The following is a 19,065-nucleotide window of genomic DNA, read 5'->3' as shown; positions in this document are numbered from 1 at the left end:
CGCAGGGCGCAGCGTGTTCAATGTAGGTATGCGCATAAAGCGCGAGATTCTTCGGGTGCTACGCACCTGATTTCAAATGATCGGGAAAGCTGTCCAGCAAAGCCTCGCGCGCGGCGTCAATGCCGTCTTGATAGCCAATCTCGCCAAAGGCAGCCTTGGGCGCATCATCAATCGTAAGGGGCGTAGACATATCCGACCGGCCGATAGATGCAGCATAGTCGTGATACTTGAGCCAGCCCTGTTTGCCAGGCGCAATCCAGCGATTTGGCACACCATAAGCGTCAGCCATAATCAGCCCGTGCAGCGATGACGACATTACCCGCGCGCAAGACGCGATTTGATGGCAAACCTGCTTCGCATCATCCCGCGGATCAATCAGCATAAAGGCAGGATCAGACGCCGCAAAAGCAAGCATTTCCGGGTCATCCATCTGCCCGTGATGCGGTACAATCCCGACACGGTCATTGCGCGTGCCGTCGAATGGCAACGCGCTGTCTATCAACAACCCTGGATCACCAAAGCGGCGCAGCTTTTGCTTGAGCAAGGCCGCCGTGATCGGGCCACGCACCAGATGCACATCGACTTTTTCCAGAAAGTCATGGCCAAAGACGGGGTTTAATATACCGGTCCCCCAGACATTCACGGGCGGCTGATCTTCTGCGACGTCTTTGCGGGTACGCTTGACCACCTGCAACATGGAACCGATGGCGAACAGGTTCGCCTTCTGCGGCCCCGCAAATTCAACCTCGGCGCCAGACACATGACCAACGATCAACGGATTTATCGCGTCGCCAAAATTCGGCACACCGCGCCACCAATGAAGCCTGATGGGCTCTGCTGTCTTTGTACTGGCTGTCATAAAATCGTACTTTCACTTGTGCATTTCAAACGGGGCAGAATTTCCGCTTTACGCGTCTTTGCCGCGCCCTTTGAACCAGCGGATACCAAGCCCGACAACGAAATAGAACACCGCAAAGATCACCGAAGACATAAGAGCCTCGCGCCAACCTTCGCCCTCATCCAATCCAAATCCCAGCCCGAAGCTCAGCGCGAAATAGATGATGGCAGCGATGCCTGTTTCCTTGAAGAGTTTTTGCATCAGCCAACGGACCCTTCCAGCGAGATTGCCACAAGTGCCTGTGCCTCCATGGCGAATTCCATCGGTAATGCCTGCAAAACATCTTTGCAGAAACCGTTGACCACCAGTGCCACCGCCTCTTCCTCGTCCATACCGCGCGAGCGGCAATAGAACAGTTGCTCGTCGTCTACTTTGGAGGTTGTCGCCTCATGCTCCACACGGCTCGAGTTATTTTTGACCTCGATATAGGGTACCGTGTGCGCCCCGCATTTGTCGCCGATAAGCAGGCTGTCACACTGCGTGTAGTTGCGTGAGTTCTTCGCCTTGGGGTGCATCGACACCAACCCGCGATAGGTGTTTTGCGCCTTGCCCGCCGATATCCCCTTGGAGACGATCCGCGATTTGGTGTTTTTGCCCAAATGCACCATCTTGGTGCCCGTGTCTGCCTGCTGCATGTTGTTGGCAATCGCGATTGAGTAAAACTCGCCTTGGCTGTCGTCCCCTCGCAGGATGCAGCTTGGATACTTCCATGTGACGGCCGAGCCTGTTTCGACCTGTGTCCACATTACCTTGGCACGGTCGCCACGGCAATCGGCGCGTTTGGTCACAAAGTTATAGATGCCGCCCTTGCCATTCTCGTCGCCCGGATACCAGTTTTGCACGGTCGAATACTTCACCTCTGCATCTTCCTCGATGATGATCTCGACGACAGCTGCGTGCAGCTGGCTCTCATCACGTTGTGGCGCGGTGCAGCCCTCAAGATAGGACACATAGGAGCCTTTGTCGGCAATGATCAGCGTCCGCTCGAACTGGCCTGTGTTTTCCGCATTGATACGGAAATAGGTCGACAGCTCCATCGGGCAGCGCACACCGGGCGGTACATAGACAAAAGAACCGTCGGAAAAGACTGCCGAATTCAACGTGGCATAAAAATTGTCCTGCACAGGCACGACGGAACCAAGATACTTTTTGACCAGTTCTGGATGCTCTTTGATCGCTTCGGAAATCGAGCAAAAAATGACGCCCGCTTTCATCAACTCATCCTGAAAGGTCGTACCGACAGAGACAGAATCAAAGACCGCATCAACAGCTACTTTGCGCGGCGCGTCGGACATCTCCTCAGCGCCTTCTACGCCTGCGAGAATAGCCTGCTCTTTGAGCGGAATACCCAGCTTTTTATAGGTTTCCAGCAATTTCGGGTCTACATCATCCAGCGACTTGGGTTTGACGGCCATGCTGGTCGGTCGGGCATAATAATACTGGTTCTGGAAGTCGATTGTCGGATAGTCGACCATGGCCCAATCGGGCTCCCGCATCTGCTGCCAGCGGGCATAGGCGCCAAGGCGCCAATCCGTCATCCACTGCGGCTCTTCATTCTTGGAGGAGATCAGCTTGACGATATCTTCATCCAGACCCAGCGGGGCATAATCCATTTCGATGTCTGTGGACCAGCCGTGCTTGTATGCACCGCCTACTTCGCGAACCGCGTCGACCGTTTCCTGATCAACACCGTCTTTGACGCCACTGTCTACTATCGTGTCCATGCTCAACTTCCTCTCAAGATCGGGCTTACGCGGCCCGCGTCTGATGTTTCCGGTATGTGCGGCACCACGCATCGGCAAAGCGCAACACCTCGTCTTTTGTCGTCTCGAGACCCAGTGACACGCGCACCGCACTTGCCGCCTCGGTTTCGTTGTATCCCATGGCAAGCAATACCTTGCTCGCCTTGACCTTCCCGCTGGAGCATGCCGACCCCGCCGAGATCGCAAAACCCGCTAAATCCATCTGCATTACCTGCGTCTCCCCCTTCCAGCCGGGGGTCAGCATGCATGATGTATTCGGCAACCGTTCCGCTTCATTCCCGACAAAAATAGTCTGATCTGACGCGGACGCAATAGCCTTTTCTAGAATACTTCTAAGTTGGGCCACTTCGTCCCACCTGCCTGCCGCAACGTCACGCCCCGCGGCCTCCGCAGCAGCCCCAAAACCTGCAATACCGATGATATTCTCGGTGCCCGAGCGACGGTTCATTTCCTGCCCGCCGCCCCGCAATATCGGCTCTGGATCATCAGCCGTGAAATTGATCAGGGCACCCACGCCTTTCGGTCCGCCCAGTTTATGCGCGGACAGTATTGCATAAGAAGGTGTGACCTCATCATAGATTACAGGCATCTTGCCTGCGAGCTGTGTGATGTCACAAATCGTGGAGTAACGCCGTGTACCACGCCTGAGGCCATGCACCTTGCCACTACCCACAACCTTACCGCCATTTGCCAGTACACCTGTTTCGCTATTTGCAGCAGACATCGCTACAAGCGCCGATGCTTCCTCCGAGGGGCCAATTTCACAAAGCCAGTCCAGAAAACGCGCCGCTCCCTCAACAGACATTTTCCCTTGAGAATTTGTGAAGCTATCAAGTTCCGCCTCGCTCCAGATCTCAAGGCAATCATGCTCTGTCGGCAGTGCCGCAAAAACCCCGCCGTGCCGCGCCTTTTGCGCCACAGCCAAGGCTGCCGCTTCGGTCGCACTAGACGTAAAAACAACCTGCTGGACATTGCACCCGACCAGCTGCGCCACTTGCGCCCGCGCCCGCTCAACCAGCATCTTGGCCGCGCGCCCTTCTGCATGGACCGAGGACGGGTTGCCCACTACATCCATCGCGCCGCCCATCGCGTGACGCGCTTCAACCCTCAGAGGGGTCGTCGCATTATGATCAAGGTACACCCTGCCCACGTCCACCACCCTATTTTTTCTGGCCACAAATACTCAAGACCACCCGGTCACTCGTCCACAACGGCAAATATTTCGGGTACGGCTGGACACGGTGTCATCTGGTTCTCGATCACATCCGACAGCCGTGTCTGATGCAGAAAGACATAAACATGCGCCGATAGCCCCTGCCACAAACGATTGGTCAATGATTGCGCGCGGCTGCCTGATGCGCCGCCCGAAGCGCCAGCCCCTTTGTGCATTGCGTCGACCGACTCATCTACCGCGCCCAGAATGTCGACCACGCGAATATCCGAAGCAGGCCGTGCCAAACGGTATCCGCCTCCTGGCCCACGCACAGATGTAACCAACCCTTCGCGGCGCAGCTTCACAAACAACTGCTCCAGATACGGCAGCGACACCTGCTGGCGCAGGGCAATATCGCCGAGCGAGACCAACTTGTCCCCCGGTTGCAGCGCAATATCGGCCAAAGCGACCATCGCATAGCGCCCTTTTGTCGAAAGTTTCATCGCAACGTCCTTACCAGATCAGGCTTTTGTTTGACGCAAGCGCACATAATGCCTACATCCCTCAGACGCACCCCAGCACTTTGGGTGCCTGATATTAGAACCGTTCTAAGATGGCCGACCTAATTCGTCAAGAATAACGTGGCCCATCAGAACCTGTAAGAGAGTACACCCATGCCCGAGGTAATTTTTCCCGGACCCGAAGGTCGCCTTGAGGGCCGCTATCACCCGCAAAAAGAACGCGACGCGCCAATTGCGATCGTCCTGCATCCGCATCCGCAGTTTGGCGGCACGATGAACCACAAGGTTGTCTACAACCTGCACTATGCTTTCTACAAAATGGGTTTCACTGTTTTGCGGTTCAACTTCCGCGGCGTGGGCCGCAGCCAGGGCGAATATGATCAGGGCATTGGCGAGTTGTCGGATGCCGCCTCCGCGCTTGATTACCTGCAGTCGATGAATAACAATTCCAAACACTGCTGGGTCGCCGGGTTTTCCTTTGGCGCATGGATCGGCATGCAATTGCTGATGCGCCGCCCCGAGATCACAGGCTTCATCTCGGTCGCGCCGCCTGCCAATATGTATGATTTCAGCTTTCTTGCACCCTGCCCTGCGTCGGGTCTGGTGATCAACGGCACGGGCGACCGTGTAGCACCACCCGCTGATACCGTTAATCTGGTGAACAAATTGCACGAGCAAAAGGGCATCACCATCACCCACCAAGAGGTAGAAGGCGCAGGCCACTTCTTTGAAGAGCCGCATATGGACACGCTGATAGATTCCACCACCGAATACGTCCGCCGTCGCCTGACGGAGAACACACGCTAATGGCTGACGACAGTGTCATCAAAATGGCCAACCAGTTGGCCGAAGAATGTCTCGCCGTTCAGAAAGAGACCGGCGAGGATCGCTTGTTCATGGAGGTGGGCGATGTGCTGGGCGCGTCCTCACAAACTCTGGAAGAGGCGTTCCTGACCGCGGTCAGAACACGCATGGCCGAACAGAAAGGTCGTGCATTTCTGGCGGGCAAACTGAAACGCTACCGTGAGGCCTCACAATAATGACCGAACGGCTTGAGCAGCAGATCGCTTTTCTCAACGAAGCAGACAAACTCAAGCACATCCTACGCGGCACCACCCTTTGTGATGCATCGCGCGCCGAGAACTCGGCCGAGCATAGCTGGCACCTGACGCTTTATGCGTTGGTGCTAGCGGATCAGGCGGGTGCGCATGTTGATATTAGCCGCGTAATCAAAATGCTGATCCTGCATGATCTGGTCGAGATTGATGCTGGCGATAATCCCATATTCGGCAGCTATGACGCGGACGCGATGGAAAAGGCCGAGCAGATCGCAGCCGACCGGATATTCGGCCTGTTGCCAAACGATCTGCGCGATGATTTGCGCGCCACTTGGGAAGAATTTGAAGCAGCGCAGAGCCCTGACGCAAAATTCGCCAAATCCCTCGACCGTTTCCAGCCGCCGATGCAAAACCTGCAATCAGGCGGCGGCAGTTGGACCGATTATAATGTCAGCGAAGAAATGGTCGCCGCGCGCGTGGGCTCGAAAATCGCTATTGGCGCACCGGGTCTTTGGGCCTTTGCACGTGAAAAGATCGCCACCTTCTTTTCGACACAAGCAAAAGACTAAAATTCAAACGGCATACCATCGTATACCGTCTTTCCCTTTGTGGAAATATAGGCTAAACGGCGTCTAAATTCGCCTCTAGCCAAAGGAAAACGCATGACCAAAATCAAGGTAGAGAACCCCATCGTCGAACTCGACGGCGATGAAATGACCCGCATCATCTGGGATTTCATCAAGAAAAAGCTGATCCTGCCCTACCTCGACGTTGATCTGAAGTATTACGATCTGGGCATTCAGGCCCGTGATGAGACAGATGACCAGATCACAATCGATTCCGCCCATGCTATCAAGAAATACGGCGTTGGCGTAAAATGTGCTACCATCACACCTGATGAGGCGCGTGTAGAGGAATTTGGCCTCAAGAAAATGTGGCGCTCTCCCAACGGGACGATCCGCAACATTCTGGGCGGCGTTATCTTCCGCCAGCCAATCATCTGCTCGAACGTGCCGCGCCTTGTGCCGGGCTGGACAAAGCCAATCGTTGTGGGCCGCCATGCGTTTGGGGACCAATACCGCGCGACAGATTTCAAATTCCCAGGTGCAGGCAAACTGACGATCAAATTCGTCGGCGAGGACGGCACCGAGATCGAGCATGAAGTTTTTGATGCGCCCGATTCCGGCGTGGTCATGGCGATGTATAACCTCGACAAGTCGATCATCGACTTTGCCCGCGCCTCCATGAACTATGGCCTGAACATGGGCTGGCCAGTGTACCTGAGCACAAAGAACACGATCCTCAAGCAATATGATGGTCGCTTCCTTGAGCTGTTCCAGCACGTCTATGAGACCGAATTCGAAGACAAGTTCAAAGCGGCAGGCATCACTTATGAGCATCGCCTGATCGACGATATGGTTGCTTGTGCAATGAAATGGAACGGCGGCTATGTCTGGGCCTGTAAGAACTATGACGGTGACGTTCAGTCCGACACTGTTGCGCAGGGCTTTGGCTCGCTTGGTCTGATGACATCCGTTTTGATGACGCCCGATGGGCAAACTGTTGAAGCTGAGGCCGCGCACGGCACCGTTACGCGCCACTACCGCCAGCACCAGAAGGGCGAAGAGACGTCCACGAACTCTATCGCGTCCATCTACGCGTGGACCGGTGGTCTCAAGCACCGTGGCAAGCTGGACGGCAACACGGCTTTGACCAACTTTGCCGAAACACTGGAAAAAGTTGTAGTGGACACAGTTGAAGCTGGCGATATGACTAAAGACCTCGCCTTGCTGGTAGGTCCCGATCAAAAATGGCTGACCACGATGGGCTTCCTCGAGAAAGTAGACGAGAACCTTAACGCAGCCCTCAAAGGCTGATCCGTCACTCTCTAGAATACCGAAGGGCCGCAGATGTTGCGGCCCTTTTTTTATTTGTCTGGTGGGTGTCAGTGCGACGCGGGCCTTACCCGCGATTATGGGTCTTATGATAAAGATCTGCGATGATCGTACTGGCTGTCTTCTCGAACAAGCAAGGAATGATCGCGTGAACAAGTGCCGCACCAGCAGCAAGAAAAAGCTTGCCGGCGAATTTGCTGGCAAAGGCCATATGCTGGAAAAACGTCTCGTCTACTTTTGCGGGATGATCGAGAAAAATACGGTTAATCATAGCAACTCCTGAATTCTGCTTTGACCTTCAATCTATCCACCCACACTGACACATTGATCCCAAAGTGCGTGGCATTAGGGCTTGATCTTGGGATCCTATCTCAAGATGATGGCTATATGCAGAATATTGACACCTTCGACCACAAAATACTCGCCGCTTTGCAACGCGATGCGACCCGATCGATGGACGATCTGAGCGTAGAGATCGGGCTGTCCCGCAATGCCTGTTGGCGGCGCATCCGCGCGTTGGAAACCGCTGGTATTATTAAGGGGCGGGTCGCATTGGTGGATGCGGCAAAGGTCGGTCTGGGTTTGACCGTCTTTATGCAAATACGCACGAACGCACATGCACCCGACTGGCTGCGCAAATTCTCCACTGCGACAAAGGCATTGCCGGAAATCCAAGGTGTCTACAGGATGAGCGGCGATCTGGACTATTTGATCCGCGCGCGGGTTGCGGATATGGCAGGGTACGACCGCCTGTATCAAATGCTGATTGCCCGTGTCGAATTGTCGGATGTCTCTGCCAGCTTTGTAATGGAAGAAATAAAGGAAACGACCGCCCTCCCCTTGTGAAAGCGCACGCCAATGCCCGTATATCTGATCCTTGCCTTTGCCGTTCTGTTCGAGACCATCGGCACAACCGCGCTCAAAATGAGTGTGCAGTTTACGAAGCTAGGGCCGTCTATTGTTGTTGTTCTGGCCTATGCCGCCTCTTTTTATCTTCTGTCAATCACGCTGCGCACTATGTCTGTCGGCGTTGTCTACGCACTGTGGAGCGGTCTGGGCATCATCATGATCGCCACAATCGGCTGGACGATTTTTGGTCAAAAACTGGATTTGGCAGCGATTGCAGGCTTGGCCATGATTATCGGCGGGATCGCTGTAATCAACTTGTTCTCCAATTCTGTCACGCATTGATCACCGTTTAGCCGCCGATGGCAACCAAGACGGGGTTTTTGCTGGCCTTTGCTGCGGATGCACGGTAGAGGCCGCTCAACCCCCTGAGATAAGGTAATCCAAATGGACCTGCGCAACATCGCAATCATCGCACACGTTGACCACGGCAAGACAACGCTGGTGGACGAACTACTGAAACAATCCGGCACCTACCGTGAAAACCAGGCCACCACCGAGCGCGCCATGGACAGCAATGATCTGGAGCGCGAGCGCGGTATCACAATCTTTGCCAAGCCTACATCGGTTGAGTGGAAAGGCACACGCATTAACATCGTCGATACCCCGGGCCACGCCGATTTTGGTGGCGAGGTCGAGCGTATCTTGTCGATGGTAGACGGTGTTGTGCTGCTGGTTGATGCCGCAGAAGGCCCGATGCCCCAGACGAAATTCGTGACCTCAAAGGCACTGAAGCTGGGCCTGCGCCCAATCGTTGTGATCAACAAGGTCGACAAAGCTGACGGTGAACCTGATCGCGCTTTGGATGAGTGTTTTGATCTGTTCGCAAATCTAGACGCCACCGACGAGCAGTTGGACTTTCCCACCATGTACGCCTCTGGCCGCGCAGGTTGGGCTGATATGGAACTGGATGGCCCACGCAAGGACCTGAGCGCGCTGTTCGAGCTGATCCTTGAGCATGTTCCAGCCCCCGCACAGATCGCCGATGCGGACAAGCCGTTCACTATGCTTGCCACCACACTGGGCGGTGATCCGTTCCTGGGCCGTCTGCTGACCGGCCGCGTGGAGAGTGGCACACTGAAAGCGGGCCAGACAATCAAAGCCATGTCTCGGGATGGCACACTGATCGAAAACTTCCGCTGCACCAAGATTCTTGCCTATCGCGGCTTGGACCAAACCGCGATTGAATTGGCCGAAGCAGGTGATATCGTTTCCATCGCGGGCATGACCAAAGCAACTGTTGCCGACACCTTGGCCGAACAGTCAGTCGTTGATGCGATCCCTGCACAGCCCATTGACCCGCCGACGATTACCGTGACCTTTGGCATCAACGACAGCCCGCTGGCAGGTCGTGATGGTAAAAAAGTACAGTCTCGCGTCATCCGCGAACGGCTGCACAAGGAAGCGGAATCCAACGTTGCCATCAAAATCTCGGACACACCCGGCGGCGAGGCCTTTGAGGTTGCAGGCCGCGGCGAATTGCAGATGGGCGTTCTGATTGAAAACATGCGGCGTGAAGGCTTTGAGTTGAGCATCTCGCGCCCGCAGGTCTTGTTTCAAGAGATTGACGGCGTGCGCCACGAGCCAATCGAAGAAGCTACAATCGACGTTGATGACGAATACTCCGGTGCAGTCATCGAAAAACTCACCGGCGTTCGCAAAGGCGAACTGGTTGAGATGAAACCTGCGGGTGCAGGTAAAACGCGCATCGTGGCACACGTGCCTTCGCGCGGGCTGATTGGCTATCACGGTGAGTTCCTGACCGATACGCGCGGCACTGGTGTTCTGAACCGTGTGTTCCATGCATGGGCACCGCACAAAGGTGTGATTCCCGGCCGCCGCGCAGGTGTTTTGATCTCTATGGAGAATGGCGTCGCTGTTTCCTACGCGCTTTGGAAACTGGAAGACCGTGGTCGTTTCTTTATTGGTGCGCAAACTGATGTCTATCAAGGCATGATCATTGGCGAGCACAGCCGCGAGAATGATCTGGAAGTGAACCCGTTGAAAGGCAAGCAGCTGACCAACGTACGTGCATCCGGTACAGACGAGGCCGTGCGCCTGACAACCCCCATCACGCACAGCCTTGAAGAGGCAATCGCCTATATCGACGACGATGAATTGGTAGAAGTGACACCAAATGCGATCCGTCTGCGCAAACGCTATCTGGACCCGCATGAGCGCAAGCGGATGTCGAAATCAGTTTGATATCAAAAGAAAGGCGCCCCAATCCGGAGCGCCTTTTTTTGTTGTCTTCTGTCGCAGTGCGGCTGCGCCGCGTGAGTTTATTGGAAAAATAAAGAAGCTGGTTTACTCGGTCGTTTCAACGATCATCAACTCGCGTTCTGACGCACCTTTGGCGTGTTCCAGTGCTTCCTGGTAGGCGGCCGAGTGATAGCATTTTTCGGCAGCTTCAACATCGGGGAAGCGTGCCACGACATTGCGCGGCCGTTCTTTCCCCTCTAGCTGCACAAAACGCCCGCCACGCGCAATAAACTGGCCGCCATGATCGGCGATGGCAACAGTGGCGCCCGCTGCATATTTCTTATACGCCTCTTCGTCTGTGACAGTAACGTGCGCAATCCAAAGTGCTGGCATTGGTTATCCTTTCAATACGATTTTTGCGGCCTCGATCGCTGCCTGTGCATTATCCGCGGAGGCACCGCCACCCTGCGCCATGTCAGGCCGACCGCCACCGCCTTTGCCACCTAACTCCGCAACGGCGGCACGCAGAATATCCACAGCAGACAGAGTTCCTTTCAGATCATCTGTGACTCCAGCGGCGACAGCCGCTTTTCCGCCTGTGTCGGCAATCAACAAAACCGCTCCCGACCCGATGCGCGACTTATGTTCATCCACCAAGGCGGGCAGATCCTTTCCTGTCACTCCTTGCAACACTTGTGCATGAAATGCGACACCGTTGACTGTTTGTGCCTCTGGCGCGCTCGCACCGCCGGACATCGCCAACTCACGCCGCAGCTGTGCTACTTCGTTAGCCAAACTGCGGCGCTCATCCATGAGCGCACTGATACGCGCAGGAACATCTGCCGCAGGTGCCTTGAGCTCCTGTGCAGCTAATGCCAGCGTTTGGTCCTGTTTGCGTAGATAGTTGATGGCATCTGCACCTGTCAGCGCTTCAATCCGGCGCACACCGGCGCTGCTGGCACTGTCGCCCAAAAGAACAAACGCACCAATATCACCTGTTTGACGCACATGCGTGCCGCCGCAAAGCTCAAGCGAGTAGGTATTACCGTCGGACCCTTTGCCCGACCCATCCTGTACGCCCATCGAGACGACGCGCACTTCATCGCCGTATTTTTCCCCGAACAACGCTTGGGCGCCCAGTGCACGAGCATCATCCGGTGTCATAATACGCGTTTCAACGCTCGTGTTCTGACGGATATAGCTGTTCACCTCGCGCTCAATGGCGACGATCTGATCTGCACTTACAGCCTCGTTATGGCTAAAATCAAAGCGCAGACGATCAGCTGCGTTGAGCGAGCCGCGCTGTGCCACGTGATCGCCAAGCGCATGACGCAAGGCTTCATGCAGCAGATGGGTTGCGGAGTGGTTTGCACGGATCGCACTACGCCGAGCAATATCTACTTCAAGAACCGATGATTGTTCATTGGAAATGCTTCCTTTTTCCACTTCGGCAAAATGAATAAACACACCTGCTGCCTTACGGGTATCGGTGATCCGGGCAACACCCGTATCCGTCCGAATTGCCCCCGTGTCACCAATCTGGCCGCCACTTTCGGCATAGAACGGAGTCTGGTTAAGCGCAATTTGGACCTGTTGACCCATCTGCACGACCTCGACTGCTTTGCCATCCTGAACCAAAGCCGCGATCTTGCCCTCGGCTGTTTCCGTGTCGTAGCCCAGAAACTCGGTCACGCCGGATTTATCCGCCACATCGAACCAGATCGCTGCATCTGCCGCCTCGCCCGAGCCTGACCAAGCTGCGCGCGCCTTTGCTTTCTGCTCTGCCATCGCAGCGTCAAACCCATCGGTATCTACCGCCCGACCCTTTTCCCGCAAGGCATCCTGCGTGAGGTCCAATGGAAACCCAAAGGTGTCATATAGCTTGAACGCGGCATCCCCAGGCAAATCAGCACCTTCGGGAAGGGCAACCAACGCATCGTCCAACAGTTTCAATCCACGGTCCAGCGTCTGACGGAAACGCGTCTCTTCTTGCAGCAAGGTCTGCTCGATCATGGACTGCGCTTGACCCAACTCGGGATAGGCCTGTCCCATTTGGCCGACAAGAGCAGGCACAAGGCGGTGCATAAGCGGGTCTTTTGCCCCTAACAGATGGGCGTGACGCATGGCCCGCCGCATGATACGGCGCAATACATAGCCACGTCCGTCATTACTGGGCATCACACCGTCTGCCATGAGAAAAGATGTTGAACGCAGATGGTCAGCGATCACGCGGTGATGTGTTTTGCCAGCCCCGTCAGGGTCGCTGTTGGTCGCATGCGCCGAGGCTTCAATCAAGCTGCGCATCAGATCAGTTGCGTAGTTGTCATTGGTGCCTTGGAGCAAAGCGGCGACGCGCTCTATCCCCATGCCCGTATCAATGGATTTGTTCGGCAAGTCCCGACGCGTCCCGTCCTCGAACTGCTCGTACTGCATGAAAACAAGGTTCCAGATTTCGACAAAACGATCTCCGTCTTCGTCGGGGGAGCCGGGAGGCCCACCCCAGATGTGCTCACCGTGATCATAGAAAATCTCGGTACATGGACCACAGGGACCTGTAGGCCCTGCAGACCAGAAATTGTCATCAGTTGCGATGCGAATGATGCGATCATCACTTAGCCCCGCGTGTTTTTTCCAGATTTCGACAGCTTCGTCGTCAGTATGGTATACCGTGACCAGCAGACGGGACGCATCGATACCGAAGACTTTTGTCAGTAGATCCCATGCCAGCGGAATGGCATCTTCTTTGAAATAGTCACCAAAGCTGAAATTGCCCAACATCTCGAAGAATGTATGATGGCGCGCTGTATAGCCCACATTGTCTAGGTCGTTGTGCTTGCCACCTGCGCGCACACATTTCTGCGCGGTCGTCGCACGCGAATAATCGCGGGTTTCAACACCTGTGAACAGGTTCTTGAATTGCACCATACCCGCAGCTGTGAACATCAGCGTTGGATCATTGCGTGGAACCAAGGGGCTGGACGGTACAACCGCATGCCCGTTGTCTCCGAAATAATTGAGGAAGGTCGAGCGGATTTCGTTAAGCGTTTGCATGATGTCCATCCTTTGGGCACGCGAATTAGTTCTGTTGAGATAACGCTGGCAATAGGGTCTGTCCACAGTGGGGCATGTAAAAAAGGGCGCCCGCCTGCTGGCGCGCACCCTTTCTTCTAAACATTTTATAGTCTGCGGTTGTTACCCGTCCAGAATATCGGGATCGTCCATGTTTTCAGAGCCGTCGAAATCCAGTCCATGCGCCGCACGGATCTTATCCTCAATATCGATAGCCATATCTTCATGTTCGCGCAGATAGGTTTTGGCGTTTTCACGCCCCTGCCCGATCCGCTCGTCCCCATAGGAGAACCAGCTGCCCGATTTATCGACAATGCCAGCCTTTACACCCATGTCCAAAAGCTCACCCATTTTGGAGATGCCTTCGCCGTACATGATGTCAAACTCAACCTGCTTGAAAGGTGCCGCAACTTTGTTCTTCACGACCTTCACGCGGGTCTGGTTGCCCACGACTTCATCACGGTCCTTGAGAGAGCCGATACGACGAATATCTAGACGAACAGAGGAATAGAACTTCAGTGCGTTACCGCCCGTGGTCGTTTCGGGTGAGCCGAACATAACACCGATTTTCATTCTGATCTGGTTGATGAAAATAACCATACAGTTCGAACGCGAGATTGAACCAGTCAGCTTGCGCATCGCCTTGCTCATCAAACGCGCCTGAACACCAACAGAGCTGTCGCCCATTTCGCCCTCGAGTTCGGATTTGGGCGTAAGTGCCGCGACCGAATCCACGATCACCATATTGACAGCGCCGGAACGCACCAAAGTGTCCGTTATCTCCAACGCCTGCTCACCCGTGTCCGGCTGCGAAATCAGCAGCTCGTCAATGTCTACGCCAAGTTTTTTGGCATACTGGGGGTCCAGTGCGTGTTCGGCATCTACAAACGCGCAGACGCCGCCTGCTTTTTGCTGCTCCGCAACACAATGTAGTGTTAAAGTTGTTTTGCCGGAAGATTCAGGGCCGTAGATTTCAATGATCCGCCCCATTGGCAAACCGCCAATTCCCAAGGCAATGTCCAGCCCCAGTGATCCGGTCGAGGAAGAGCTGATATCTTGTATCGCCCCTTCGGCACCTAGCTTCATGATAGAGCCTTTGCCGAACTGACGCTCGATTTGTGCAAGCGCACTGTCGAGCGCCTTTTGCTTGTCTGCCGATTTCTTATCCATGTTCAAAAGATCTGCCGTTGCCATTTGGGTTCTTCCCTTACTGTCACAGTGCTGAGGTAGCGGCAATCGCCACCGTCGCAATGATGTTGTGTTCTGTTAATGTTCTTATGGGTACAAACGCGGAACATTTCAATCAAATTTTTCTTGTCTAATCTTTGGACCTGATTGGTTAACAAGTTGTTTAAGGCAGCCATTGTTTGTATGCTTGTCCCAACTGGAGAGACTAAATGCTTGTTTTCTTTAAAGAACGCCTGGCGTTTTTATCGGTGCCGAAAACTGGCACAACGGCCTATGAGACTGCGCTGGCAACACGTGCGGATCTTGTTATTACCGATCCCCCCCTTTTGAAGCATGCACCGGTCTATCGGTATAACCGGTTCATCCGGCCCATGTTTTTGAACGTTTGTGATGCCGAGATGGAACTAATGGCCGTTATGCGCGATCCGATCAGCTGGTTAAGTAGCTGGTATCGCTACCGACAACGACCTTTTATGAAGGACAAACCGAACAACACCTATGGAATCACCTTCGATGAATTTGTTCTGGCTTACATGAAGGGAAAGCGTCCGGGTTTTGCAGAGGTCGGAAACCAGCTTAAGTTTCTGGAGCGGCAACCGAACGGTACTGGCATCACTCATCTATTTGCATACGAAGACCAGCCCCGCCTGCAAGAATTTTTGGAAGATCGGCTGGATGTCAAGCTGTCGCTGGAACGGGAAAACGTCTCGCCTTCCATTGAGGTGCGGCTATCGCCTGATGTTGAAGAAAGGTTCCGGCGGAAGTTCTCGGATGACTTTACGCTGTACGACAGTATCCCGCGCAGCTAGTGCAGCTGCTTGTTTACGGTTTCGGTCAACTCACTAAGAGAAAACGGCTTGGGCAGAAAAACCGAATTGGGGATCTTCTTTTGCGCCTCGCCCAAACTGTCTTCGGCATAGCCTGAAACGAATACGACCCGTACATCGGGGCGTACTTTCATCGCCTCCTTGACCCAACTCGGACCATCCATGCCCGGCATGACCACATCCGTGACAAAAACGTCAATCTTCAGACTTGGATCTTCCAGCGTCTCGAGTGCCGCCTCAGCATTTTCAGCCTCAAGCACGGTAAATCCGCGCAAACGTAGCGCGCGGCTGGCAAATGCGCGAACTGGCGCCTCGTCCTCCACAAGCAGTATGACACCACCGGCAGGCGCCGCGTGTACCTCGCCGGTTTGTTCAGTGGCCTTTGGAACAGTCACCGGTGCAGTCTGGTTTAGCACGGGGAAATGGAGGCTGAAACAGGTCCCCACGCCTTCTGTGCTGTCTACAAAAATGTATCCCCCTGTCTGTTTGATAATGCCATAGGCCGTGGAGAGACCCAGCCCAGTCCCTTCGCCTGTCCGTTTTGTCGTAAAAAACGGCTCGAACACTTTCTGGAGCTTGTCTGTCGAAATGCCTGTCCCGTCGTCGCTTACCTTGATTGTGACATACTCGCCCGCCGGAACGGTCACTTGATCACGCAGCAGTGGCTCATCTAGCTTGGTACATTCCGTCTCTATCCGGATTTCACCGCCCGAAGGCATCGCGTCGCGCGCGTTTACCACAAGGTTCATCAAAACTTGCTCAAGTTGGCGCTTATCCGCGCGAATTGGCTGTAATAAAGGGTCATGACTGAGGGTGAGTGTTATCTTTTCGCCCACCAAACGGTTCAGCAGATGGGTAAGGTCAGCCAGTGTATCGCGCATGTCGAGCGTTTCGGGCCGCAAAGTTTGCTTGCGCGAGAAAGCAAGCAATTGTCCAACCAAAGCGGCCGCGCGATTTGCGTTTTGGTTGATCTGCACCAAGTCCCCGTAATCACTATCGCCGTGGTCGTGACGCAGCAACAAAAGGTCGCAATGGCCTGAAATGGCTGTGAGCAGGTTATTGAAGTCATGGGCTACACCACCTGCTAGCTGCCCGATGGCCTGCATTTTCTGGCTTTGTACAAATTGTGCTTCGAGGGATTTCAACTCTGTCGCGTCGTGTAAAACAGCCACAAGAGCTGGCGCGCCTTCTTCCTCGATCCGGTTGAGCGTGACTTGTACAAAAGCTTCGCGATCCCCGCGGGTAAGGCGCAGGAATTCCGATTTTTGCACCAAACGTCCTGCAAGCGTGTCTTCGAGCCAATCAGATATGGAACGCCCTAACCCTTCCATTAACGCTGACAAAGCAGCGCCTTCGACCAGTACCACACCAATCAGTTTCGAGGCCCGTTTGTTAAAGGCTAGAACTGTACCATCCGGTGCTATTTTCACCATCGGGATTGGCATGTCCTGAAAGACCTGCCAATCGGGGTTTTGTACCACCTCCCCCTTCGCTGGCGGCGGTAGCAGATAAAGGGCCCGACGCCCTGCGCCAGCATCTGTTTGAGCAATCAACGCAGGCTTGTTTCCCGAAACTGTCGAGACTTGCATTACTGTTCCGGGTACCACGATCTGTTCTGCGAAAACGCTATCGAGCGACTTGCCTCGCGCGCCTAAAAACTGGCGCGCTGCGTGGTTCATCGACAAAATCGCACCGCTTCGTCCGACCATAATCATCGGTAAAATCCGGTTATCACTGGGCAAGCTACCTGCGGCCTGGCTGTTCTGTGGCTCTACCCTCCATGCAAAACTACCCGCACCAATGGCATGAACTGACAAAAGCAATTGTCCGCTGTTTGTCACAATTTCCTCGCGGGCCGCGCCCGTGGTTTCGGCACGCGATTGCAAGCGAAACAGAATAGCACCTGGGTTACTGATCCGCTCTGACAGGACAGCTGCGAGCGTGCTGTTTTGGGTTTGCCCAAACGTCCGCTCAGCGGCTGGATTAGCGGAGGTGATTTGCCCGTCAACCGCCGTGACAAAGCTGGGGGCAGCATCATTGGTGATGAAATGCGCGACCGATCTATGGCTTTGCCCCGCAGCGAGACCATGCCCCACCCGTAACAAAACGACGGTAATACTTACACACAAAAGACTGAGCGCCGCAGCACCAACGGCCTGCCGTGCATGACCTTCCAACCCTAGCAACGCTGCCACACCCAGAACAGTGGCGAGCCCCGAGAGAACCAGTACTTTTTGCGGCGTGATGCCAATCACTCGCTGGGCAAACGTGGTACCGATGGCTTGCTGCATTCCTGCCCTCCCGCAACGTCCCGAAAAAATATCCGAATCGTGCGTTCACCTTTGACGCGAAGGGTTAACCGCCGATTAACCGAAGCAGATCACCCGCCATGTTTTCCCGCATTGGTTGAAGGGTTGGCAATTATTTGTCTCGCGTCAAGTGCGCAGTATAAAATCCGTCGCCCTCTGCGCTGATGGGATAAGTCTTGCTCCAGTTGCACTTCCAACCTGAATGACGGCCCAAAAATGCCTCGATGCGCATCTTGTTTTCTTCGTCGAGTATCGAGCAGGTTGCATAAGCAAGCGTACCACCCACGCCGACGAGCGCTTGTGCATCGTCGAGAATTTGATCCTGCAATGCCAGTGTCGACGCAAGCTGCGCGGGCGTCAGGTTCCATTTGGCTTCGGGCGCACGCCGCCATGATCCGCTGCCCGAACAAGGCGCATCCACCAGCACCAGATCATAGGGGCCATTGCGGGCCAGATCACTGGTACCAAGCTGTGTGATCTCTGCCTCTGCCCGTGCTGCCCTAAGGGGCAGATCACGCATGCGGGCTGGATCTGCATCATGCGCAAACACTGCATCGGCACCCCGCGCAGCCAGCGCCAAGGTCTTTCCACCGCCCCCCGCGCAGTAATCCAATACGCGCGCGCCATCTGGCAACGCGTCAACAATGGCTTGGCTGCTGGCGTCCTGAAGTTCGACAAAGCCCTCTTGGTAGGCGGTCGAGTTCCGGATCTTACGCGCACCTTCCGTCACAGTTAGAGCAGTAGAGGCAAGAGGGTTTGGCGTTACTTCAACGCCCGCGCCCTCTAACATCAACATCACCTCGGAGGTATTTGTTTTTGAGGTATTTAACCGCAGTGTAACTGGCGCGCGCGACTGTAATATCAGGGCTGCTGACGCTGTCTGTTCCCCAAGGCTGGCCTGAAACCTGTCGGCAAGCCAGTCCGGCAGGTTCATCGCGACTTCTGCAGGCATCTGCCCTACAGGTGGTTCAATTTCATAGTCGGCCAGCGGCGCTGGCGCATGACCTTCGCCTGTAAAAAGATCTGCTGGATCAACGCCTTGAGCACGCAACAATCCAATCATCAGGCCGCGCCCGGTCGCGGCCCGCCCCAACCAGGCAACCGACCTTTTTTGACGCAATACGTCGAAAACGTAGTCACGGATCGCGGCGCGGTCTTTTGATCCGGCAAAACGATTGCCGCGGCCCCAACGTGTCAGCACTTGCTCGGCAGGCGCGCCATCGCCAATAATATCAAGGATTTCGATGGCCGCAGCCACCCTTGCGGCTGGGGTCAT

19 protein-coding genes are annotated in these 19,065 nt (G+C 54.9%); 8 read left to right on the top strand and 11 right to left on the bottom strand.

Translation table 11 applies throughout. The features are described 5' to 3' along the window. Positions 1-58: 58 nt before the first annotated feature. Genes Q0903_RS15995 through Q0903_RS15975 form a run of 5 tightly spaced genes read right to left on the bottom strand, consistent with a single transcriptional unit; the run spans position 59 to position 4,317 of the window. Positions 59-859: a polysaccharide pyruvyl transferase family protein gene (locus tag Q0903_RS15995; protein ID WP_299417016.1), complete on the bottom strand. Its 801-nt coding sequence runs from the start codon at positions 857-859 to the stop codon at positions 59-61. A gap of 48 nt (positions 860-907) precedes the next feature. Then, the gene (locus Q0903_RS15990) at positions 908-1,099 is read right to left on the bottom strand and encodes a hypothetical protein (protein ID WP_299417014.1); all 192 of its coding nucleotides are present in this window, start codon (positions 1,097-1,099) and stop codon (positions 908-910) included. Next, on the bottom strand, positions 1,099-2,622 hold the full coding sequence (gene sufB, locus Q0903_RS15985; RefSeq protein WP_299417012.1) for a Fe-S cluster assembly protein SufB: 1,524 nt from the start codon (positions 2,620-2,622) through the stop codon (positions 1,099-1,101). The genes Q0903_RS15990 and sufB overlap by 1 nt, the downstream gene beginning before the upstream one ends. Positions 2,623-2,647: 25 nt before the next feature. Beyond that, the gene (locus Q0903_RS15980) at positions 2,648-3,811 is read right to left on the bottom strand and encodes an aminotransferase class V-fold PLP-dependent enzyme (protein ID WP_299417010.1); all 1,164 of its coding nucleotides are present in this window, start codon (positions 3,809-3,811) and stop codon (positions 2,648-2,650) included. A 47-nt stretch (positions 3,812-3,858) separates the two neighbouring features. Further along, positions 3,859-4,317, bottom strand: a complete 459-nt coding sequence (locus Q0903_RS15975) for an Rrf2 family transcriptional regulator (RefSeq protein ID WP_299417008.1) — start codon at positions 4,315-4,317, stop codon at positions 3,859-3,861. A gap of 171 nt (positions 4,318-4,488) precedes the next feature. Between Q0903_RS15975 and Q0903_RS15970 the strand changes: the two genes are divergently transcribed. The 4 genes from Q0903_RS15970 to Q0903_RS15955 all read left to right on the top strand — a co-directional run bounded on the left by Q0903_RS15970 (position 4,489) and on the right by Q0903_RS15955 (position 7,270). Next, positions 4,489-5,142, top strand: a complete 654-nt coding sequence (locus tag Q0903_RS15970; protein ID WP_299030338.1) for an alpha/beta hydrolase — start codon at positions 4,489-4,491, stop codon at positions 5,140-5,142. Further along, on the top strand, positions 5,142-5,375 hold the full coding sequence (locus Q0903_RS15965) for a hypothetical protein (RefSeq protein ID WP_299417006.1): 234 nt from the start codon (positions 5,142-5,144) through the stop codon (positions 5,373-5,375). The genes Q0903_RS15970 and Q0903_RS15965 overlap by 1 nt, the downstream gene beginning before the upstream one ends. After that, positions 5,375-5,962: an HD family hydrolase gene (locus Q0903_RS15960; protein ID WP_299417004.1), complete on the top strand. Its 588-nt coding sequence runs from the start codon at positions 5,375-5,377 to the stop codon at positions 5,960-5,962. The genes Q0903_RS15965 and Q0903_RS15960 overlap by 1 nt, the downstream gene beginning before the upstream one ends. Before the next feature lie 93 nt (positions 5,963-6,055). Beyond that, complete coding sequence (locus tag Q0903_RS15955) at positions 6,056-7,270, top strand: NADP-dependent isocitrate dehydrogenase (RefSeq protein ID WP_299030330.1); 1,215 nt, start codon at positions 6,056-6,058, stop codon at positions 7,268-7,270. An 85-nt stretch (positions 7,271-7,355) separates the two neighbouring features. Here the strand turns inward: Q0903_RS15955 and Q0903_RS15950 are convergent, their stop codons facing one another. After that, the gene (locus tag Q0903_RS15950; RefSeq protein WP_299030328.1) at positions 7,356-7,559 is read right to left on the bottom strand and encodes a DUF6356 family protein; all 204 of its coding nucleotides are present in this window, start codon (positions 7,557-7,559) and stop codon (positions 7,356-7,358) included. Positions 7,560-7,675: 116 nt separating this feature from the next. On the opposite strand from Q0903_RS15950, the gene Q0903_RS15945 reads away from it, so the two are divergent. From Q0903_RS15945 to typA, 3 genes are all read left to right on the top strand, one after another. Further along, on the top strand, positions 7,676-8,134 hold the full coding sequence (locus Q0903_RS15945; RefSeq protein ID WP_299417002.1) for an Lrp/AsnC family transcriptional regulator: 459 nt from the start codon (positions 7,676-7,678) through the stop codon (positions 8,132-8,134). A gap of 12 nt (positions 8,135-8,146) precedes the next feature. Then, positions 8,147-8,479 carry an SMR family transporter gene (locus Q0903_RS15940; RefSeq protein WP_299030322.1) on the top strand — a complete coding sequence of 111 codons (333 nt, stop codon included), beginning with the start codon at positions 8,147-8,149 and terminating at the stop codon, positions 8,477-8,479. Positions 8,480-8,581: 102 nt separating this feature from the next. After that, positions 8,582-10,399: a translational GTPase TypA gene (gene typA, locus Q0903_RS15935; protein ID WP_299030319.1), complete on the top strand. Its 1,818-nt coding sequence runs from the start codon at positions 8,582-8,584 to the stop codon at positions 10,397-10,399. 102 nt (positions 10,400-10,501) lie between these two features. Here typA and Q0903_RS15930 read toward each other — a convergent pair whose 3' ends face one another. The 3 genes from Q0903_RS15930 to recA form a co-directional block, all read right to left on the bottom strand. Continuing rightward, a complete protein-coding gene (locus tag Q0903_RS15930; protein WP_299417000.1) occupies positions 10,502-10,789 on the bottom strand; it encodes a DUF1330 domain-containing protein in 288 nt (95 codons plus the stop codon). 3 nt (positions 10,790-10,792) lie between these two features. Next, positions 10,793-13,447 (bottom strand): alanine--tRNA ligase, encoded by a 2,655-nt coding sequence (gene alaS, locus Q0903_RS15925; RefSeq protein WP_299416998.1) that lies wholly within the window; start codon positions 13,445-13,447, stop codon positions 10,793-10,795. A 141-nt stretch (positions 13,448-13,588) separates the two neighbouring features. Further along, positions 13,589-14,659 (bottom strand): recombinase RecA, encoded by a 1,071-nt coding sequence (recA, locus tag Q0903_RS15920; RefSeq protein ID WP_299030311.1) that lies wholly within the window; start codon positions 14,657-14,659, stop codon positions 13,589-13,591. A gap of 203 nt (positions 14,660-14,862) precedes the next feature. Between recA and Q0903_RS15915 the strand changes: the two genes are divergently transcribed. After that, positions 14,863-15,462 carry a gamma-glutamyl kinase gene (locus Q0903_RS15915; protein ID WP_299030308.1) on the top strand — a complete coding sequence of 200 codons (600 nt, stop codon included), beginning with the start codon at positions 14,863-14,865 and terminating at the stop codon, positions 15,460-15,462. On the opposite strand, the gene Q0903_RS15910 is transcribed toward Q0903_RS15915, so the two are convergent. Further along, positions 15,459-17,771 carry an ATP-binding protein gene (locus Q0903_RS15910; protein WP_299416996.1) on the bottom strand — a complete coding sequence of 771 codons (2,313 nt, stop codon included), beginning with the start codon at positions 17,769-17,771 and terminating at the stop codon, positions 15,459-15,461. The genes Q0903_RS15915 and Q0903_RS15910 overlap by 4 nt on opposite strands. A gap of 130 nt (positions 17,772-17,901) precedes the next feature. After that, the gene (locus Q0903_RS15905) at positions 17,902-19,065 is read right to left on the bottom strand and encodes an RsmB/NOP family class I SAM-dependent RNA methyltransferase (RefSeq protein WP_299030305.1); all 1,164 of its coding nucleotides are present in this window, start codon (positions 19,063-19,065) and stop codon (positions 17,902-17,904) included.

This window comes from uncultured Sulfitobacter sp. (assembly GCF_947502895.1).
Lineage (GTDB): Bacteria > Pseudomonadota > Alphaproteobacteria > Rhodobacterales > Rhodobacteraceae > Sulfitobacter.
The sequence above is the reverse complement of the archived record's forward strand: the minus strand, read 5'-3'. Positions and strand labels throughout refer to the sequence as shown.